The 18140-nt window shown below is 70.3% G+C and carries 14 protein-coding genes and 1 tRNA gene; 6 read left to right on the top strand and 9 right to left on the bottom strand.

What is annotated here, in order from left to right; genetic code table 11:
* Positions 1–160: 160 nt before the first annotated feature.
* The 3 genes from AC07PV_RS06070 (at position 161) to AC07PV_RS06060 (ending at position 1555) form a co-directional block, all read left to right on the top strand.
* A tRNA-Leu gene (locus AC07PV_RS06070) sits at positions 161–253 on the top strand.
* Between the two features lie 13 nt (positions 254–266).
* Positions 267–899: a DUF6806 family protein gene (locus tag AC07PV_RS06065; protein WP_494629714.1), complete on the top strand. Its 633-nt coding sequence runs from the start codon at positions 267–269 to the stop codon at positions 897–899.
* A 131-nt stretch (positions 900–1030) separates the two neighbouring features.
* A complete protein-coding gene (locus tag AC07PV_RS06060) occupies positions 1031–1555 on the top strand; it encodes a M48 metallopeptidase family protein (protein WP_218294107.1) in 525 nt (174 codons plus the stop codon).
* Positions 1556–1604: 49 nt separating this feature from the next.
* On the opposite strand, the gene AC07PV_RS06055 is transcribed toward AC07PV_RS06060, so the two are convergent.
* The 4 genes from AC07PV_RS06055 to AC07PV_RS06040 form a co-directional block, all read right to left on the bottom strand.
* Positions 1605–2546 (bottom strand): glutamate racemase, encoded by a 942-nt coding sequence (locus tag AC07PV_RS06055; protein WP_494629713.1) that lies wholly within the window; start codon positions 2544–2546, stop codon positions 1605–1607.
* Between the two features lie 146 nt (positions 2547–2692).
* Entirely contained in the window at positions 2693–4261 is a 1569-nt protein-coding gene (locus tag AC07PV_RS06050; RefSeq protein ID WP_494629711.1) for a fumarate hydratase, read from the bottom strand.
* Positions 4262–4505: 244 nt separating this feature from the next.
* Positions 4506–4946 carry a hypothetical protein gene (locus AC07PV_RS06045; protein ID WP_369642164.1) on the bottom strand — a complete coding sequence of 147 codons (441 nt, stop codon included), beginning with the start codon at positions 4944–4946 and terminating at the stop codon, positions 4506–4508.
* 195 nt (positions 4947–5141) lie between these two features.
* Positions 5142–7304, bottom strand: a complete 2163-nt coding sequence (locus AC07PV_RS06040; protein ID WP_218294111.1) for a putative bifunctional diguanylate cyclase/phosphodiesterase — start codon at positions 7302–7304, stop codon at positions 5142–5144.
* A gap of 454 nt (positions 7305–7758) precedes the next feature.
* On the opposite strand from AC07PV_RS06040, the gene fumC reads away from it, so the two are divergent.
* From fumC to AC07PV_RS06025, 3 genes are all read left to right on the top strand, one after another.
* Positions 7759–9144, top strand: a complete 1386-nt coding sequence (gene fumC / locus AC07PV_RS06035) for a class II fumarate hydratase (protein WP_494629709.1) — start codon at positions 7759–7761, stop codon at positions 9142–9144.
* 25 nt (positions 9145–9169) lie between these two features.
* Positions 9170–10525: a sigma-70 family RNA polymerase sigma factor gene (locus tag AC07PV_RS06030; protein ID WP_494629708.1), complete on the top strand. Its 1356-nt coding sequence runs from the start codon at positions 9170–9172 to the stop codon at positions 10523–10525.
* 191 nt (positions 10526–10716) lie between these two features.
* Entirely contained in the window at positions 10717–13152 is a 2436-nt protein-coding gene (locus AC07PV_RS06025; RefSeq protein ID WP_494629706.1) for a TonB-dependent siderophore receptor, read from the top strand.
* Between the two features lie 30 nt (positions 13153–13182).
* Here the strand turns inward: AC07PV_RS06025 and AC07PV_RS06020 are convergent, their stop codons facing one another.
* The 5 genes from AC07PV_RS06020 to AC07PV_RS06000 all read right to left on the bottom strand — a co-directional run bounded on the left by AC07PV_RS06020 (position 13183) and on the right by AC07PV_RS06000 (position 18102).
* A complete protein-coding gene (locus AC07PV_RS06020) occupies positions 13183–13968 on the bottom strand; it encodes a Crp/Fnr family transcriptional regulator (protein WP_492246048.1) in 786 nt (261 codons plus the stop codon).
* An 82-nt stretch (positions 13969–14050) separates the two neighbouring features.
* Positions 14051–15280 carry a DNA topoisomerase IB gene (locus AC07PV_RS06015; protein ID WP_494629704.1) on the bottom strand — a complete coding sequence of 410 codons (1230 nt, stop codon included), beginning with the start codon at positions 15278–15280 and terminating at the stop codon, positions 14051–14053.
* Between the two features lie 214 nt (positions 15281–15494).
* Complete coding sequence (locus AC07PV_RS06010) at positions 15495–16187, bottom strand: response regulator (protein WP_218340787.1); 693 nt, start codon at positions 16185–16187, stop codon at positions 15495–15497.
* On the bottom strand, positions 16184–17779 hold the full coding sequence (locus AC07PV_RS06005) for an ATP-binding protein (protein WP_494629702.1): 1596 nt from the start codon (positions 17777–17779) through the stop codon (positions 16184–16186). The genes AC07PV_RS06010 and AC07PV_RS06005 overlap by 4 nt, the downstream gene beginning before the upstream one ends.
* A 20-nt stretch (positions 17780–17799) precedes the next feature.
* Complete coding sequence (locus tag AC07PV_RS06000) at positions 17800–18102, bottom strand: hypothetical protein (RefSeq protein ID WP_494629700.1); 303 nt, start codon at positions 18100–18102, stop codon at positions 17800–17802.
* Positions 18103–18140 lie beyond the last annotated feature (38 nt).

The following is an 18140-nucleotide window of genomic DNA, read 5'->3' as shown; positions in this document are numbered from 1 at the left end:
CTCCATATTTGTAAGGGAAGCTTCGGCTTCCCTTTTTTCTTGGCGGCGCAGGAAAGGTGGTTTGGCGACCAGCGGCCCTGTGACCAGAGATGCGACAGGGCATTGCGCGCATGCGCTGCCCGGGTTACGCTGCGACGCAGGAGTGCGTTGGGCAGCCGGCGCCCCGATGGTGAAATTGGTAGACACTGCGGACTTAAAATCCGCCGCTTTCCTGAAAAGGGGCGTGCCGGTTCGACCCCGGCTCGGGGCACCACTACGATTCAATCATGTCAAGTTACAACGCTCCCTTTGAAATCCACGTCCACGGACAAGTCCAGCTGCGCGCCGATGCCAGCTTCGACCAGCTCCAGGAGGCGCTCAAACCCTTGTGGAAGTACGCAGGAGCCCGCTCCCTGGCCGACGGCGCCGCCAGCGCCTACGAAGAAGAACCGGGCATCAAGTTCGACACGCAGGAGCACCTGCTGCAGATGTGCTGGACCGTGCGGGGGGATGAGGATTTTCGCCAATCGCTCGACGAGATGTGCATGAGCCTGAACGAGCTGGCCGAGCAGGGTGCCGCCATTGAAGTCACGTTCTACGATGCGGACTTCGACGAGGAAGAGGAAGAGCAGGACGCAGAGTCGCGCGATGATTTCGTCATGCTTTTCGTGGGTCCGACGCCTGCGGCCATCATGCAGGTGCAGCGCGATCTCCTGGTTCAGGACGTGGTGAACATGATGGAGCGCCATTTCGACGGCGCGGAACTCGGCGGCGTGGTGGCCGAGATCGACAAGCTGTTCAGCCAGCGCTTCGATGCCCTGGTGAACTCGCTGGAAATCGGCAGGCCCCCCAGGGGCCCGGGGGGCTCGGGCAGCGGACACGGTGGCGGGGGGGGGCGCCGTCCGCGCCACCTCCACTGAGCGGCCGCCGGCTTCGCATCGCTCCTCTGTTCGTGGGGCCGCAGCGGGCTCGGGCATCAGCGCGCGGTGCAAGCGCTGGCGCTGAACCGGCACCGTAGTAGCCGCCGCTGCCTCTTCGCTGTTCATGAACCATGACATCCGATCTTCCTTACCTGCGCTCCTACCCTGAGTCCCTGCAGGACCAGGCCCGCGACCTGCTCGCGCAAGGGCGCCTGGGGGCGATGCTGTTGCGCAAGTACCCCCGCGCGCATGCGGTGCGCAGCGACAAGGCGCTGTACGACTATGCGCTGGAGCTCAAGGCGCGCCACCTGCGCAACGCAGGCACGGTCAACAAGGTGCTTTTCGACAACAAGATCCATGTGGTGCGCCATGCGCTGGGCTTGCACACGGCCGTGTCGCGCGTGCAGGGCAACCGGCTCGCAGCGAAGCATGAAATCCGCATTGCCGCAATGTTCAAGCAAGCGCCGGACGAGTTTCTGCGCATGATCGTGGTCCACGAGCTGGCGCATCTGCGCGAGAAGAACCACGACAAGGCGTTCTATCAGCTGTGCACCCACATGGAGCCGCAGTACCACCAGTACGAATTCGACCTGCGTCTGTACCTCACGCACGTGGAGCATGCCGGAGAGCGGCTCTGGAGCGCGGAGCCTGCGTGAAGCGGCTCCTGGACGCCAGCGCGATGGCTACGGCCGCGGGCGGTGCGGCTCAGGAGATGATGGGCAGGCCTGCGCTGCGCGCGCTGAGGGCCTCCGAGGCGCCTGGACAAGGCACCGCAACGGTTTCGCAGCAATCCGCGGGCAGGCCCAGCCAGCGCTGCGCCGCCGCCTCGAGCATGGCCACCGGGCCGGTCGTGAGCAGGCGGATGTCCGGCGATTGCGCCGCGGTGGCGCTGGAGGGTGTGTTGAGCAATCCCGCTGTTTCCAGGAGCCGCTGCGTCTGCCGTGCCACAGGCGCGCCGGTTTCGATGAACTGGACGTCAGGCCCCACCAGCGCCCGCAATTCATGCGCCACAAAGATGTAGTGCGTGCAGCCCAGCACCAGCGTGTCGATCTGCCCGGCTGAAGCGCCGAACATGCCCATGGCGTGGATGTAGCGCTCACACAGGGCGCCGGTTTCGGTAGCACCGACGGCGCCGCCAGGTGCTGGCATGGGCTGGGCCACGCCGCGCTCGATGGCATGGGCTAGGCCGTCGCACGGCTGCACCACGAACTCCGCTTGATCCGCCAGCGAACCCAGCAGCTTGCCGAACTTGCTGCTGGTGAGTGTGCCCCGCGTTCCGATCACGCCCACGCGGCCTGTTCTGGTGGCTGCCAGCGCTGGCTTGATGGCGGGCTCCAGGCCCACCAGGGGCAGGTCGGGGTGGTTGCTGCGCACCTCGTGGATGGCCGCCGCCGTGGCGGTGTTGCATGCCACCACCAGGGCCTTGATGTGGTGCTGCCCGCGCAGGTACTGCGTGATGGCGTGGGTGCGCGCGCTCACGTAGGCATCGCCGCGCTCGCCGTAGGGGGCGTTGGCGCTGTCCGCCAGGTACACGAAACGCTCGTGGGGCAGCTCGGCCCGCAGGGCGCGCAGCACGCTCAGGCCGCCGACCCCGCTGTCGAACACGCCGATGGGTTGTTGTGGCTGCGGCGGCGTTGGCTGGATCATGAAAAAATCACTGCGATGCTGGGGGAGATGAAGTCGACAGTGTGCCGCAGTCGCGCGCAAAATGCCGCGCGGCGGGAGGCGCTCCGGGGAGCGCGTGCCTGGCGAGGGCCCGAGGAGGCCACCCACCAGGCTGCGCGGGCCGCCTGTCAGGCGGTGGCGGCGACCCCGATGCCCTTGAACTCCCCGGTGGCGATGCGCTTTTGCCACTCGGCCGGGCCGGTGATGTGCGCGCTGGTGCCGCCGGAATCCACGGCCACGGTCACGGGCATGTCCACCACGTCGAACTCGTAGATGGCTTCCATGCCCAGGTCCTCGAAGCCCACGACCTTGGCGGTCTTGATGGCCTTGCTCACCAGGTAGGCGGCGCCACCCACGGCCATGAGATAGGCACTCTTGTGGTTCTTGATGGACTCGATGGCCACCGGGCCGCGTTCGGCCTTGCCGATCATGGCGATCAGGCCGGTTTTCTCCAGCATCATGTCGGTGAACTTGTCCATGCGGGTGGCGGTGGTGGGGCCGGCGGGGCCCACGGCCTCGTCCTTGACCGGGTCCACGGGGCCCACGTAGTAGATGACGCGGTTCGTGAAGTCCACGGGCAGCTTCTCGCCCTTGGCCAGCATGTCCTGGATGCGCTTGTGCGCGGCGTCGCGGCCGGTGAGCATCTTGCCGTTGAGCAGCAGCGTGTCGCCGGGCTTCCAGCTGGCCACTTCTTCCTTGGTCAGCGTGTCCAGGTTAACCTTCTTGCTCTTGTTGTAGTCGGGTGCCCAGTTCACGTCGGGCCACAGGTCCAGGCTGGGCGGCGTGAGGTAGACGGGCCCCGAGCCGTCCAGAACGAAGTGCGCGTGGCGCGTGGCGGCGCAGTTGGGGATCATCGCGATCGGCTTGCTGGCCGCGTGCGTGGGGTACATCTTGATCTTGACATCCAGCACGGTGGTCAGGCCGCCCAGGCCCTGAGCGCCGATGCCCAGGGCATTGACCTTCTCGAACAGCTCCAGGCGCAGCGCTTCGACCTTGTCGAGCGCGGGGCCGCCGGTCTTGGCGGCTTCGGCCTTGGCCTGCAGCTCGTACATGTCCAGGTCGTCCATCAGGCTTTCCTTGGCCATCAGCACGGCCTTTTCGGCCGTACCGCCGATACCGATGCCCAGCATGCCGGGCGGGCACCAGCCGGCGCCCATGGTGGGCACGGTCTTGAGCACCCAGTCCACCACGCTGTCGCTGGGGTTGAGCATGTACATCTTGGACTTGTTCTCCGAGCCGCCGCCCTTGGCCGCCACGGTGATGTCCAAGGTGTTGCCGGGCACGATCTCGGTGAAGATCACGGCGGGCGTGTTGTCCTTGGTGTTCTTGCGGTCGAACTGCGGGTCGGCCACCACGCTGGCGCGCAGGGTGTTGTCGGGGTGGTTGTAGCCGCGGCGCACGCCTTCGTTGATGGCGTCGTCCAGGCTGCCCGTGAAGCCGTCCCAGCGCACGTCCATGCCCACCTTCAGGAACACGTTGACGATGCCGGTGTCCTGGCAGATGGGGCGCTGGCCGGTGGCGCTCATCTTGCTGTTGGTCAGGATCTGCGCGATCGCGTCCTTGGCCGCCGGGCTTTGCTCGCGCTCGTAGGCGCGGGCCAGGTGGGCGATGTAATCGGTGGGGTGGTAGTAGCTGATGTACTGCAGCGCGGCGGCTACGGATTCGATGAGATCGTCCTGGCGGATGGAGGTGGTCATGGCGGTTCGTGGGGGAGTCTTTTGTGGAGAACGCAAACGCGTTCCTGTCCTGCCCGCCGCACACGCCGCCTGTCGACCAGCGCTGGGCCGCAAACCGCGCTGCCGATGGCAGGCGGACCGTATTTTGACAGACCCCCGCTGGCGCCACCTTGCGCCCGGGCAAAGGCGGGCGCCGCCGGTCGGCCATTAGCGCCTGCACGGGGGCGCCAGATACCCCCATGGGGTGGTGTTCGGTCCGCCGTGTTCACGGCGCGCCTGTTCCCTCCCCGTCCTCCGGTTCTTCGTCGGTGTCGCTGCTGCCCGGCAGGTCGTCCGCGCTCAAGGGGGGCGCGCCGGCCTGCCGGTTGCCGCGCCCCGGCGTCTCGCGCTCGGTATCCACGGCGTCGCGTTCGTCGTCCTGCATCCCTTCATCCGGACCGCCGCCGTCACCGGGACCGCCAGCTTGCATGGTTTCCACATGGTCGGGGAGGATGTCGCGGGCGGTGGGCTGCGGGTCGGGCTCCACGCTGCCGCGCTCGCCCGTTCCAAAGCGGTCGGTGTCGCTGTCCGATTCCGTGCTGTAGGCCCCTGCGCTGTCGCTGCCGGAGTCGGAGGCGTCACTGGGCCCCAGGCTGTCGATGCCGGTGGCACTGTGGGCGGGGGGAAGGTTGTCGGCGTCGATGCCGAGAAGGCTGCTGGTGGCCATGGTCTGCTCCGATGGTTGAGGAGGGGGCGCGGGCTCCATGCGGATCCGCGGCGCGGAGGCGGAAACACCGCCGCAATGCCATCGTCGGCGTGCACGGCGCTGCCCCGCGTCAGGCAGCGCTGACATGGGTGTCGTCCATCTTCGCCGGTACCTTCCCAAGGCCTTGAAAAGGTGCCCGGGCGCTGGTTGCCGCGCTCAGAAGTCCGGCAGCGTCCCGATGACGGACGGGGTGAAATCCGCGCTGCCCACGGGCTTTTCGCCTTGTGACCATGCCAGCAGCGTGTCTGCCGGCATGGGGCGGGCGTAGAAGAAGCCCTGCAACTCGTCACAGCCCATGCCCAGCAGGATGTCGCGCTGGCCGCTGGTCTCCACCCCCTCGGCCACCACGCGCAGGCCCAGGGCATGCGCCAGGCTGACCACGGCGGCCACGACGGCGCGGGCGTCCTCGCTGCTTTCCAGGTCGTTCACGAAGCTGCGGTCGATCTTGAGTTGCTGCGCGGGCAGCTGGCGCAGGTAGTTCAGGCTGGAGTAGCCGGTGCCGAAGTCGTCGATAGAGAGGAACACGCCGATGCGCGCCAGCCCGTCGAAAGTGCGCTGGGTGGCCTTGATGTCTTCCATGGCCACGGATTCGGTGATCTCGCACAGCAGCTGCGAGGCATCCACCCCGTGGCGCAGCAGGGCCTGCCCGATGCGCTCGGCCAGCCCGCTTTCGCGCAGCTGGTGCACCGACAGGTTGATCGCCACGCGCATGCGCATGCCGCTGCGCGCCCACTCGGCGACCTGGCGGCAGGCCTCGTTGATGACCCAGTTGCCCAGCCGCCCGATCAGGCCGAAGCGCTCGGCCAGCGCGATGAACACCACCGGGCTCACCATGCCATGCTTCGGATGGTTCCAGCGCAGCAGGGCCTCCACGCCGCTGATCTGGCCGCGCGTGCCGTCGATCTTGGGCTGGTAGTGCAGGGCCAGTTCGCCCCGGTCCAGCGCCTGGCGCAGGTCGTTCTGCAGCTCCAGCTGCTCGGATGCATCGGAGCCCATGTGGGGTTCGAACAGCGCATAGCAGCCGCCACCCGCGCGCTTGGCGGCGTACATGGCGGCATCGGCGTTGGCCACGAGCTTGTTGCGGTCACCGTGGTCGGGGTGCACCACGACGCCGATGGAGCAGGCGATCTGCACCTGCTTGCCCGACACCTCGAACGGCTGCGACAGGGAGGACAGCACCCGGTTGGCCACTGTCACGCAGTCGGCCACGTCGCTCACGTCCTCCAGCAGGATCAGGAATTCGTCGCCCCCCACGCGCGCCACGGTATCGCCCTCGCGGGCTTCGCGGCGCAGCCGGTCGGCCGCGCTGCGCAGGATCACGTCGCCCGCGGCATGGCCGAACGAATCGTTGATGGGCTTGAAGCCGTCCAGGTCCACGAACAGCACGGCCAGGCGATCCTCCACGCGGTGGTGGTTGGTGCGGTCCAGGCGCAGCAGCGCGTGGATGAGGCGGTCTTCGAACAGCAGCCGGTTGGGCAGGCCGGTGAGGGCATCGGCGAATGCGCGTTTTTGCAGTTCGTCGTTGGCCGCCTGCAGGCGGGTGTTGCTGTCCTGCAGCGACCGCGTCAGACGCTCGGCCGTGGCTTGCAGCCGCGCGTCCAGGATGGAGGTGAACAAGGTGCTCACCAGCAGCATGCCGGTGGCCATGAGCACCATGGCCGTCAGGCCCGGGCCGCCGAGCTCTCCCGCGCTCAGGCACACGGAGCCCATGGCAAAGCTGGCCGCCGCCATGCCGGTGTAGTGCATGCCGCAGATGGCCACGGCCATCACGAACGATGCCGCCAGCTGGTAGGGCAGGCGCTGGCTGGGCCGCACCCGGCGCAGCAGCTTGAAGATCAGCAGGGCCGTGGCCGAGGCCAGCACCGCGATCAGCACCGACAGCGCCACCAGCGGCAGGTTCCACACGATGCCTGGCGCCATTTCCATGGCCGCCATGCCGATGTAGTGCATGCCGCTGATGCCGGCCCCCATCACCAGCGCGCCCAGCGCCAGCTGCATCCGGCCAAAGTGTGTGCGGCTTGCGAGCTGCAGGGCCATGGCGGAGGCGGCCACGGCGGCCAGCCACGACAGCAGCGTGAGCCCGCCGGCGAAGCCGATCTCGATGGGCAGCCGGAAGGCCTGCATGCCCAGGAAATGCATGGACCAGATGCCCGTGCCCATGACGATGGACCCCGCGGCCCACCACGCCAGGCCGACGCGGCGCTGCGCGGTGCGCACCCGCCGCGCCAGGTCGAGCGTCACGTACGACGCGAGCATGGCAATGGCAAAGGAGGCGGCCACCACGAACAGGTTGTAGCTGGAGGGCATGAACGTGTTCATGGTGCGAAAGGTGCTGGGGTTGGAAGGGCAGGGTGCATCGGGCGCGCGGCGCCGTCAAGGGCCTGGGCAGACATGCGGCGAAAGCCTGCAGGGCAGGGGCCGCGCGCGACGGAGTGTAGCCAGGGGCGCGAAGCCGCGCCGGAGTGGGGGTTTGCCCTGGCTGGGCCGGGTCGGGTCGGGGGGCCGGGCGGATGTCCCCAACTGCAGTGGTGGCGGTGCGGGCTGTTTCCTTCCGGGGCAAGGCTTGCCGCACACTGACTGCTCCACGCTCCCGCACGGGCCATACAAGTCTGTAAATGAGAATGGTTTGTTTTTGCATTATGCTGCCGGTCGCACCGACATTCCCCGGTCGCACCCTTTTCCGGCCAGACGCCGGCCCGCCGCCGTGGCCTTCCCGCCACGCCGGGCGTCCGGCGTCCGCCCGCCTGTTGTTTCACTTGGAGAACCACTGCCCATGACCTCCCGTACCGAACGCGACACCTTTGGCCCCATCGAGGTCCCCGCCGACAGGCTCTGGGGCGCGCAGACGCAGCGCTCGCTGCAGAACTTCGACATCTCGGGCGAGCAGCAGCCGCGCGAGATCATCAAGGCCCTGGCGCAGGTCAAGCGCGCCTCGGCCGTGGTCAACCAGGCCCTGGGCCTGCAGGACGCGAAAAAGACCGAGGCCATCGTGGCCGCCGCCGACGAAGTGATCGCCGGCAAGCACCCGGGCGAGTTCCCGCTGGTGGTGTGGCAGACGGGCTCGGGCACGCAGACCAACATGAACGTGAACGAGGTGCTGGCCAACCGCGCCAGCGAGATCCTGGGCGGCGAGCGCGGCGAAGGCCGCCTGGTGCACCCCAATGACGACGTGAACCGCAGCCAGTCGAGCAACGACGTGTTCCCCACCGCCATGCACGTGGCCGCCGTGGAAGCATTCACGCACAGGCTCCTGCCCGCCATCGCCAGGCTGCGCGCCACGCTGGCGAAGAAGGCGCAGGATTTCGACGGCATCGTCAAGATCGGCCGCACCCATTTGCAGGACGCCACCCCGCTCACGCTGGGCCAGGAGTTCTCGGGCTATGTGGCCCAGCTCGACCATGGCGAGCGCCACGTGCGCGCCGCGCTGCCCCACCTTTACGAGCTGGCCCTGGGCGGCACGGCGGTGGGCACGGGCCTGAACGCGCCCAAGGGCTATGCCGAGCAGGCCGCCGCCGAGCTGGCGCGCCTCACGGGCCTGCCCTTTGTCACCGCGCCGAACAAGTTCGAGGCGCTGGCCTCGGTGGATGGCCTGGTGCACGCCCACGGAGCCCTCAAGACCCTGGCCGCCAGCATGATGAAGATCGCCAACGACGTGCGCTGGCTCGCCAGCGGCCCGCGCAGCGGCATCGGCGAGCTGAGCATCCCCGAGAACGAGCCCGGTTCGTCCATCATGCCCGGCAAGGTCAATCCCACGCAGAGCGAGGCCGTGACCATGCTGGCCGCCCAGGTGTTCGGCAACGATGTGGCCATCAACTTCGGAGGTGCCTCGGGCAACTTCGAGCTCAATGTCTTCCGTCCCATGGTGGCGCACAACTTCCTGCAGAGCGTGCGCCTGCTGGCCGACGGCATGGTGAGCTTCAACGACCAGTGCGCCGTGGGCATCGAGCCCAACCGCGACCGCATCACCGAGTTGGTGGACCGCTCGCTCATGCTGGTGACCGCGCTCAACACCCACATCGGCTACGACAAGGCCGCCTACATCGCCAAGAAGGCGCACAAGGAAGGCACCAGCCTGCGCGAAGCTGCTGTCGCCTCGGGCCACGTCACGGGCGAGCAGTTCGACCAGTGGGTGGTGCCGGGCAACATGGTGGGCCGCTGATTCCGCCCGGGTCGGCCTGCACGCCATGGGCACGGGGGCACTGCCGTCATCTCCGCTGCTCGCGAGCTTTCGCGACAGCTACCGCGACCTGCTGCGCTACCTCTCGCACCGCACCGGCAATGCCGATGACGCGCGCGACGTGGCGCACGACACCTGGCTGCGCCTGGCCGACATGGACCTGCGCGGCGAGCAGCCCGCGCTGTGCGAGGCCGAGGCGCGGGCCTATGTATTCGCCATGGCGCGCAATCTCGTCATCGACCGGCAGCGCCACGCGGGCGTGGTGGCCCGCCATGCGCTGGCCCAGGCCCATGCGGACTCGGGCGCCGGCACGGCGGCGCGCCACGGCCCCGATGCCGCCGAGGCCCTGATGTACCGGCAGGCGGTGGACGCGGTCGAAGCCGCGCTCGCCGCCGTGCCCGAGCGCGCGCGCCAGGTCTTCCTGCGCCACCGCATCAACGGCGAAGGCCAGGGCGCGCTCGCGGCCGAATACGGCATCTCGCGCAACATGGTCGAGCGCGACATGATGCTCGCCATGGACCGCGTGCAGGCCGCCATGGAGCAGTGGCACGCGGCGGGCCGCAGCTCTCCTGTGGCACCGGCGTCGCACCACGAAGCCCGCCGCACCGGCCGCCGCCGCTCGCTGGCGGCATTGCTGAGCTTTGCCGCAATGGGCGTGGGTGGCGTGGGGGCCTGGCAATGGTGGCGCAGCGCAGTCGCGCAGTGGCAGCAGGTGGCACGCACCGGCCAGGGGCAGACGCTGCGCCACCCGCTGCCCGACGGCAGCCGCATCACGCTCGACGCGCAAAGCCGCGTGCACATGGCGTACTACGCCGGGCAGCGCCGCGTGAGCCTGCTGGCCGGGGCGGCGTTCTTCGACGTGGTGCGCGACGCGGACCGCCCCTTCGTGGTGGAGGTGCCCGGTGGCGCCGAGGGGGGCGCCGTGCGTGTGACCGTGCTGGGCACGCGCTTCGGCGTGGAGCACGGCGCCAGCGGGGTCGATGTGCAGGTGGAGTCGGGCCGCGTGCGGGTGGAGTCGCTGGGGCCGGATGGCCGGCCCCTGGCGGTGCGGGAAATCGCGGGCGGACAGGCGCTGCGGGTGCGGCCGGGCGAACCGCTCGCCCAGGCCGTCGCCCCGGTGCACGAGGCCGCCGCCTGGCGCCACGGCGTGGTGGCTTTTGCCGATGCGCCGCTGGCCGAGGCCGTGGACCGCCTGCGCCGCTACCTGCCGCGCCCGGTTCAGGTGGAGGCCGGTGCCGCCGCGCTGCGCCTGTCGGGGCAGGTGCGCATTGCACAGGCCGAGGACTTCGTGCGGGCACTGCCTTCCGTCGTGCCGGTGCAGGTGCGGCTCGTGGCGGGGCAATGGCGGGTGGCCGCGCGCTGACGGCCAGGCCGGAGGATGGGGCAGGACGCGCGACTTTGGGGAATGTTGGTGAAAGTGGCCGCCAGCGCTTGCTCCATAAGCGCTGGAAGCTATTGTTTTAATAGCTGTTTGGCCGATCGGGGCGCTGGCAGGCGCGCCGCCATTCAGGAAGTGGGAGGGCCCATTCGTTGTAGCGGGGAAAGGACTTCACCATGAACCGACAACGGCCCCGCACCCCGGCCCCCCGGCCTTCCGGCCCCGCACGCACCTCCCGTCCTGCCCGCCACGCACTCGCCGCCGCCATGCTGGCCATGGCGTCGCTGCAGATGGACATGGCCACCGCCCAGGGCGCATCCGCCCCGGCGGCCTTCGACATTGCCGCCCAGCCCCTGCCTGAGGCGCTGGCGCAATTCGCCCGGCAGTCGGGCGTGCAGCTGATCTACCCGCCCGAGCTGGTGCAGGGCCGGCATGCCCAGCCCGTGCAGGGCGCGCGCAGCCCCGAGGCGGCGCTGGCCGAGCTGCTGCGCGGCAGTGGCCTGCGCATGCGCCGCGACGGCGCCACCCTGGTGGTGGAACGCGCTCCGGCCGACGGCGCCGCCGCGCTGCCCGAGGTGCGCGTGGCCGCCGAGGCCGAGGTCGAAACCGCCACCGGCCCCGTGCGCGGACTGGTGGCCCGGCGCAGCGCCAGCGCCACCAAGACGGACACGCCGCTCATGGAAACGCCGCAGACCATCACCGTGGTCACGGCCGAGCAGATGCAGGTGCAGCGCGTGCGCGACCTGGAGCAGGCGTTCGAATACTCTGCGGGCGTGCGTCCCGTGTCCGGTTACAGCGGTTCGTACGACGCGATCTACAGCCGGGGCTTCTGGGCCGATGCGCGCAATGGCAGCCTGTTTGCCGACGGGCTCAAGGTGTCCGACAACTCCTGGGCCTCGGGCAAGCAGGAGCCGTACGGGCTGGAGCGCGTGGAGCTGGTCAAGGGCGCGGCGTCGGTGCTGTACGGCATGTCGGCGCCCGGCGGCGTGCTGGCCACGGTGAGCAAGCGCCCCACGGCCGATGCCGTGCGCGAGGTGGTGGTGGAGGCGGGCACGTATGCGCACCGGCAGGTCGGCGTGGACCTGGGTGGCGAGGTGGCACCGGGCAGCGACTGGACCTGGCGCCTCACCGCGCTGGCGCGCGACAGCGAGACACCCGTGCGTCCGCTGCAGGATGACGCGGTGTACATCGCGCCCGCGCTGCGCTGGCAGCCGTCGGCCGCCACATCGCTCACCCTGCTGATGCAGCACCAGAAGCGCCGCCTGGGCTATTCGTACCCGCTGCCGCGGGTGGGCACCCTGTTGCCCGGCCCCGGCGGCCAGCGCATCGCGCGCTTTCGCTTCGTGGGCGAGCCTGCCTACGACCGGCAGGATGTGCGGCAGACCACGCTCACCGCCTTGTTCGAGCACCAGGTGAACGAGCATGCCACCCTGCGCCAGGGGCTGCGGTTCTTCGACTCCGAGGCGGACATCTTCTTCACCAACGCCAGCGTGGACCCGGCTGCGCCCACGCGCGTGCAGCGCCGCGCCATCGACGAGTTCGAGCGCGTGCGCGGCTTCTCGTCGGACACGAGCTGGCAGCAGCGCTGGCGCAGTGGCGAGGTGGAGCACACGCTGATCGCCGGCGTGGACTACACCCGCTACCGCTCGGAATCGGAGTGGTACGCGCGCACGCTCGCCCCGCTGGATTTGTACCAGCCGCAGTACGGCGCCGTGCCCGGCGCGCCCGCGCCGATGGCGTTCTCGGACACGTCGCAGCGCTGGCAGGCGGGCCTGTATGCGCAGGACCAGATCAAGCTGGGCGAGCGCTGGGTGGTGCTGGCCGGCCTGCGGCACGACTGGAGCGACGACCGCTCGCGCCCGTTCTTCACGGCCGCGCCGTGGTCGGTGGAGCGCACCGATGCCTTCACCGGCCGCGTGGGCGTGGTCTACCTGGCGCCGGGCGGCTGGGCGCCGTTCGCGGGCTACAGCCAGTCGTTCCAGCCGCAGGGCGGCACGGACGCGCAGGGCCGGCGCTTCAAGCCCACCGAGGGCGAGCAGTTTGAACTGGGGGTGCGGTGGCAGCCCAACGGCAGCGAGGGGATGATGCTGTCGGCCGCCGTGTACGACCTGCGCCAGGACAACGTGCTCACGCCCGATCCCGCCCATCCGCAGTTCAGCGTGCAGACGGGGCAGGCACGCTCGCGCGGGGCCGAGCTGGAGGTGCGCGGGCAGGTGGCGCGCCACCTGGAGGTGGTGGGCGCCTATGCCTACACCGACCGCCGCATCACGCGCAGCAACCTGCCGGACGAAGTGGGCCGCCGTGCGGCCGAGGTGCCCTACCACCAGGCCTCGGTCTGGGGGCACTACCGCCTGGCGGCCTGGGGCCTTCCGGCGTGGACGCTGGGCACGGGCCTGCGCTACACCGGCGACATGGTCGATGGCACGGCCAGCGCCTACCGCATCCCGGGTTATGGACTCGTCGATGCCATGCTCGCCTGGCAGGACGGGCCGTGGCGCGTGGCGCTCAACGTGCGCAACCTGTTCGACAAGGCTTTCCTGATCTGCAACGGCGCCCACTGCCGGGACGGCAGCCCGCGCACGGCCACGCTTTCGGCCGCGTACCGCTGGTGATGCGCTGCGGCGGGCGGGGATGTGCGGGGCCTAGCCGTGGGGCTCGGCCACTTCCTGCTGCGCCAGCGCCTCGAGCTGCTCCTGCTGGTAGACCACGATGCTGCGCTGGTGGATGCCGATGATGCCTTCGCGTTCCATCCACTTGAGCTCCACGTTGATGCGCTGGCGCGAGCCGCCCAGGAGCTGCGCGAGCTCGTCCTGCACCAGCGACAGCCCGATGGCGCCGCGCTGGCCGGGCACGGCGGCGCGCTCGCCGAATCGGCGCAGCACGTGCAGCAGCTGCTTGGCCAGCCGCGCGCGCAGGGGCAGGGTGGCCATGTCTTCCATCATCCAGTACAGGTAGCGCATGCGGCGCGCCTGCAGCGTGAGCAGGGCCTCGCCGAACTCGGGGTGTTCGCGCAGCAGCTGGCGGAACACGCCCTCGGCCACGCTCAGCACCGTGGTGGGGCCGTGGGCATGCGCGTCGTAGGTGTTGGGGCCGCGGTGCAGCACCTCGGCCTCGCCCACCCAGATGCCGGGCTCCACGTAGGCCAGCGTCACCTGCTTGCCCGAGGGCGTGGTGCGCCGAAACCGGATGGCGCCGCTGGCGCAGGCAAACCAGTCCTGCGCCAGGTCGCCCTGCTCGACGATCATCTGGCCGTGCGTGTAGCGCGTGACGCGCCCCAGCCGGAAGATGTCGTGCCGCAGCGACGGCGTGAGCGCGGCGAACCAGCGGCCCCGGTTGATGGCTTCGCGCTCCGGCGGGCTGAGGAAGGGGCGTTGCTGGTGGCGGTCGGCCAGGGGGCTCTCGGACTCTGGCAAGGCGGTGGTGGGCATGGCGGCAGGCTGGCGTTGGGCGGGGCCGGCCTGTGCGCGGGGCCGGGCCGACAGGGCGGAGAAAAAGGCGCAGGCGCCAAGTTTAGCGATGCGCCCCGGCATGCCGGGCGCGGCGCGGCACCTGCGCGACAGCAGGCGCTCCAGGCGGGGCCTTCGCGGGCCGTGGACGGGCGCGCGGCTTGCGCAAGAAGGCCAGGAGCCTGCGCTCGGCCGCGCTCAGCCCCCGGGGCGACGCGCTGCCGCCGATGCGGTCCCACACTTCCTGCAAGCCCGGGCCGGCGTCGGATGCAAGCCGCGAGCCCAGCTCCAGCACGGCAGGATGAACGTATGACTTCTTGCACACCGCTGGGGTGTTGCCCAGCTGGCGCGCCACCTCGGCCAGGATGGTCTTGGCGCTGTAGCGCACGTTTTTGTCGGCCGCGCCGGAGGCATCGGTCTGCGCACATGCCAGGCGGGTCAGCTCCAGCGCCTGCGTGGTGCCATGCCAGGTGCGGAAGTCCTTGGCCGTGAAGTGGTCGCCGCCGGTGGCGGCCGTGCCGTGCGTGATCTCGCGCAGGTAGTCGTTCACGTCGCCCGAGCCCACGGTGCGTGGGGTGCCGTCTCCGTCCTCGTACTGGAAGAGCTCCTGCCCTGGCAGCTGCTGGCAGCGGCGCACCACCCGGGCCACGCGCGGGTCGTTCAGCTCGGCCTCCTGCAGCACGCCGCTCTTGCCCCGAAAGCGCAGCCTGAGCTGGCTGCCGTGAAGCCGCGCATGCCGGGTGCGCAGCGTGGTCAGGCCGTAGGACCGGTTGCTGCTGGCATATTCCTCGTTGCCCACGCGCAGGTAGGTGGTGTCCAGCAGGCGCACCAGCGCGGCCAGCACCAGCGTGCGCGTGAGCGGCTGGCCGCCGCGGTGCGCGGCCAGGTCGCGCGCCACGCGGGCGCGGATGCGCGGCAGCGCGCGGCCAAAGGCCTGCATGTGCTCGAACTTGCCTTCGTCGCGCTGCTGGCGCCACTGCGGGTGGTAGCGGTACTGGCGCCGTCCGCGCGCATCCAGCCCCGTGGCCTGCAGGTGGCCGTGGGGCAGGGGGCAGATCCACACATCGGTGTACGCGGGTGGAATGGCCAGGCGCTGGATGCGGGCAATCTCGTCCGGGTCACGGAGCCATTGGCCGTCGGGCAGGCGGTAGCGAAAAGTCTTGTCGCCGCCGGGCTCCCGCGTGAGGCCTGGCATGGACGGGGTGACGTACACCAGCCCCCCGGGCAGCTTCTGTGGGCGGGGGGTGGGCCGGGGTGGCGCAGGTGCGCGGGGCGATGGGCAGGGGGTGGGCATCGGGGCGAGCAGGTGATAAGGACCAGTGCGTGGCCCCGATCACACCCGTGCCCGGGCGGTGCTGGTGTAGGTGCGCTGCGTGCGCCGGGGTGAGACAGGGACCGAATCGGCAGCGCCGCCGCGCCGCCATTTGGGGTGAATAATGGCCCTTGCGCTTATTTAACAAGCGCCAATAGCTATAAAAAATGTAGCAATCTGCTCGGTCGGGCCGCGCTCAATCGGCCGCAGCCGGTTCCAGCGCAAAACCCACGCCGTACACCGACCGTATCCAGTCGCAGCCGTCGCCGCTGGCGGCCTTGAGCTTCCTGCGCAGGTTCTTGATGTGGCTGTCGATGGCGCGCTCGTTCACGTCCAGCGTGTCGTCGTAGGCCTGGTCCAGCAGCTGCGCGCGCGAGAAGATGCGCCCGCGCTGGCGCGCCAGCACCTGCAGCAGCCGGAACTCGCGCCGCGTGAGGCCCAGCGGCGTGCCGTGCAGCGTGGCCTGCCAATGCGATTCGTCGAGCACCAGCGCCGATCCGGCGGCGGGCGGCGGCTCCTGCGCGGCGGCCGTGCGGCGCAGCACGGCCCTGGCGCGGGCGACCACCTCGCGCGGCGAAAACGGCTTGCAGATGTAGTCGTCCGCGCCCAGCTCCAGGCCGATGAGGCGGTCCACCTCTTCCACGCGGGCGGTCAGCATGATGATGGGGTGCTGCGTGTGGCGCCGCGCCTGGCGCAGGATGGAGAGGCCGTCCATGCCGGGCAGCATGATGTCCAGCAGCGTGAGGTCGGGTGGCGCGGCCAGCAGGCTGGCGAGCGCGGCACGGCCCTCGGCCTGGTGCTCCACGGTGTAGCCCGCGTGGCGCAGGTAGTCGACCACGATGGCGGCGATGTCGGGTTCGTCTTCGACGACGAGGATGCGGTGGCTCATGAAGGGTTGTCCAGCAGGGGCAGTTGCAGGGTGACGCGCAGACCTCCCAGCGGGGAGGCCTCGGCCGCGAGGGTGCCGCCATGGGCCAGCACGATGGCGCGGCAGATGGCCAGGCCCAGGCCGGAGCCGCCGTGGTCGCGGTTGCGCGAGGTTTCGGCACGGTACAGGCGCTCGAAGATGCGCGGCAGCTCGTGCGCGGGCACGCCGGGCGCGCTGTCGTCCAGCTGCACGCGCAGCAGCGGCGCGCCATCGGTGGCCCGTGTTTCCCCGGCCGTGACGCGCAACTGCCCGCCCGCATCGGTGTAGCGCAGGCTGTTTTCCAGCAGGTTCATGAAGACTTGGTGCAGCTGCTGCGCGTCGCCCCGCACCAGTGGCGCGGGGGCTTGCGCGGCCAGGGCCTCCAGGCCCGTGGTGTCCACCTCGATGCTGGCCTGGGCCAGGCGCGGGCGCATGGAGGCCAGCGCCTCGGCCAGCAGCGCGAGCGGGTGCACGGGCACCTGGGCCGATGGCGCACTGGTGCCAGCGGCCTCCAGGCTGGCGCGCAGGTCTCCCACCAGCTGGATGAGGCGCATCACCTGCCGGTGCAGGCGCAGCGCGGTCTTGTCGTCAAAGGGGCGCACGCCGTCCTGCACGGCTTCGATCTCGGCGCGCATGGCGGCCAGGGGCGTGCGCAGCTCGTGGGCCACGTCGCCCAGCCACTGGCGGCGCGAAGACTCGATGCTGCTCAGTTGTTCGGCCATGGTGTTGAAGGTGCGGGCCAGTCGGGCCAGTTCATCGTTGCCGTGCACGGGCACACGGGTGTGCAGGTGGCCCTGTGCAATCTCGCGCGCGCCGGTGGCCAGGGCCTCGACCGGGGCCAGCCAGCGCCGTGCCAGCCAGCCCGACAGCAGCAGCGCCAGCGCCAGGCCGGCCAGGCCCGTCCACGCCACGAAGCCCAGGTGTTGCGCCAGAAAGGCCTGGTCGGCCTCGCTGCGCACGCCCTGCGGGGGCGCCAGCACCAGATGGCCGATGGCCTGGCCGTCGGCGCCGGTCAGGGCCACGCGCGCGCTGCCGGGCTGGGGTGCCGTGCCTGCCACCAGCTTCTGCTGCGCGTCCACCAGGCCCAGGCGGGGAAACAGGTCGTCGGGGTGGCGTTGCGCGGATGGGGGCGGGGGGCCGCTGGTGCCACGCTCGCCCGGGGGCGGGCCGCCATCGGGGGGCGGGGGCGGCGGCTGCTGCTGCATGCCGCGCTCCGACGCCGGGTTGCCGTTCGCCATCCCGGGGGGCATGCCGGGCGGCTGTCCGCTGCGGTCGCTGGGCGGGGCGTCTTCCATGCCCTGGTGGCCACCCCGGCGCGGGCTTGCGCCCGGGTGGCTGAGCTGGCCCCAGAGGCGGGGCTGGCCGCGCAACGTGTCCCAGCCGCCCGTCTGTGTGTGGTGGGCCTGCAGGCGCTCCGCGAGCCAGCCCATGCGGGCCAGTTCGATCTCGGCCACGTAGGGCCCCAGGCCTCGCTGCAACCCCAGGCGGGAGAAGCCCGCAAAGATCAGCAGCAAGGCCAGCAGCAGGGCCGCCAGGGCGATGAAGGCTTTGCGGTGCAGGGTCAGGTGGGGCATCGGTGGGGCTGCAGGTGTCGTCAGCGGGCGGGTGGCGGGCCGCCCGCACCGCCGGGGCCGCCAGGCCCGCCCGCGGGCATGGCCACCAGGGTGCCGCCCATTGTGCGGCATGTGCCCGCGAGCGATTTGCCGTCGGGCATGGTCAACGTCACGCTGGCGCCTTCGGTCTTGCCCTTGCAGGCGGCATAGGCCTCGGGCGGCGGCGCGGGCGGGTCCTGCCGGCCGTGGGGTTGCGCCAGCACGGGGGTGGCGGATATTGCAGCCAGCATGGTCGTGAGCGCCACGCGGGCCAGCCAGCGGGGACGAAGAGAGTGCATAGGCATGGTGTTTTTTCTTTCAGTGTTGTGGAGAAAAGCGTTCG

It is taken from the genome of Acidovorax sp. GW821-FHT09A11, from assembly GCF_059418365.1.
This window is presented reverse-complemented; position numbering and strand designations above follow the sequence as displayed.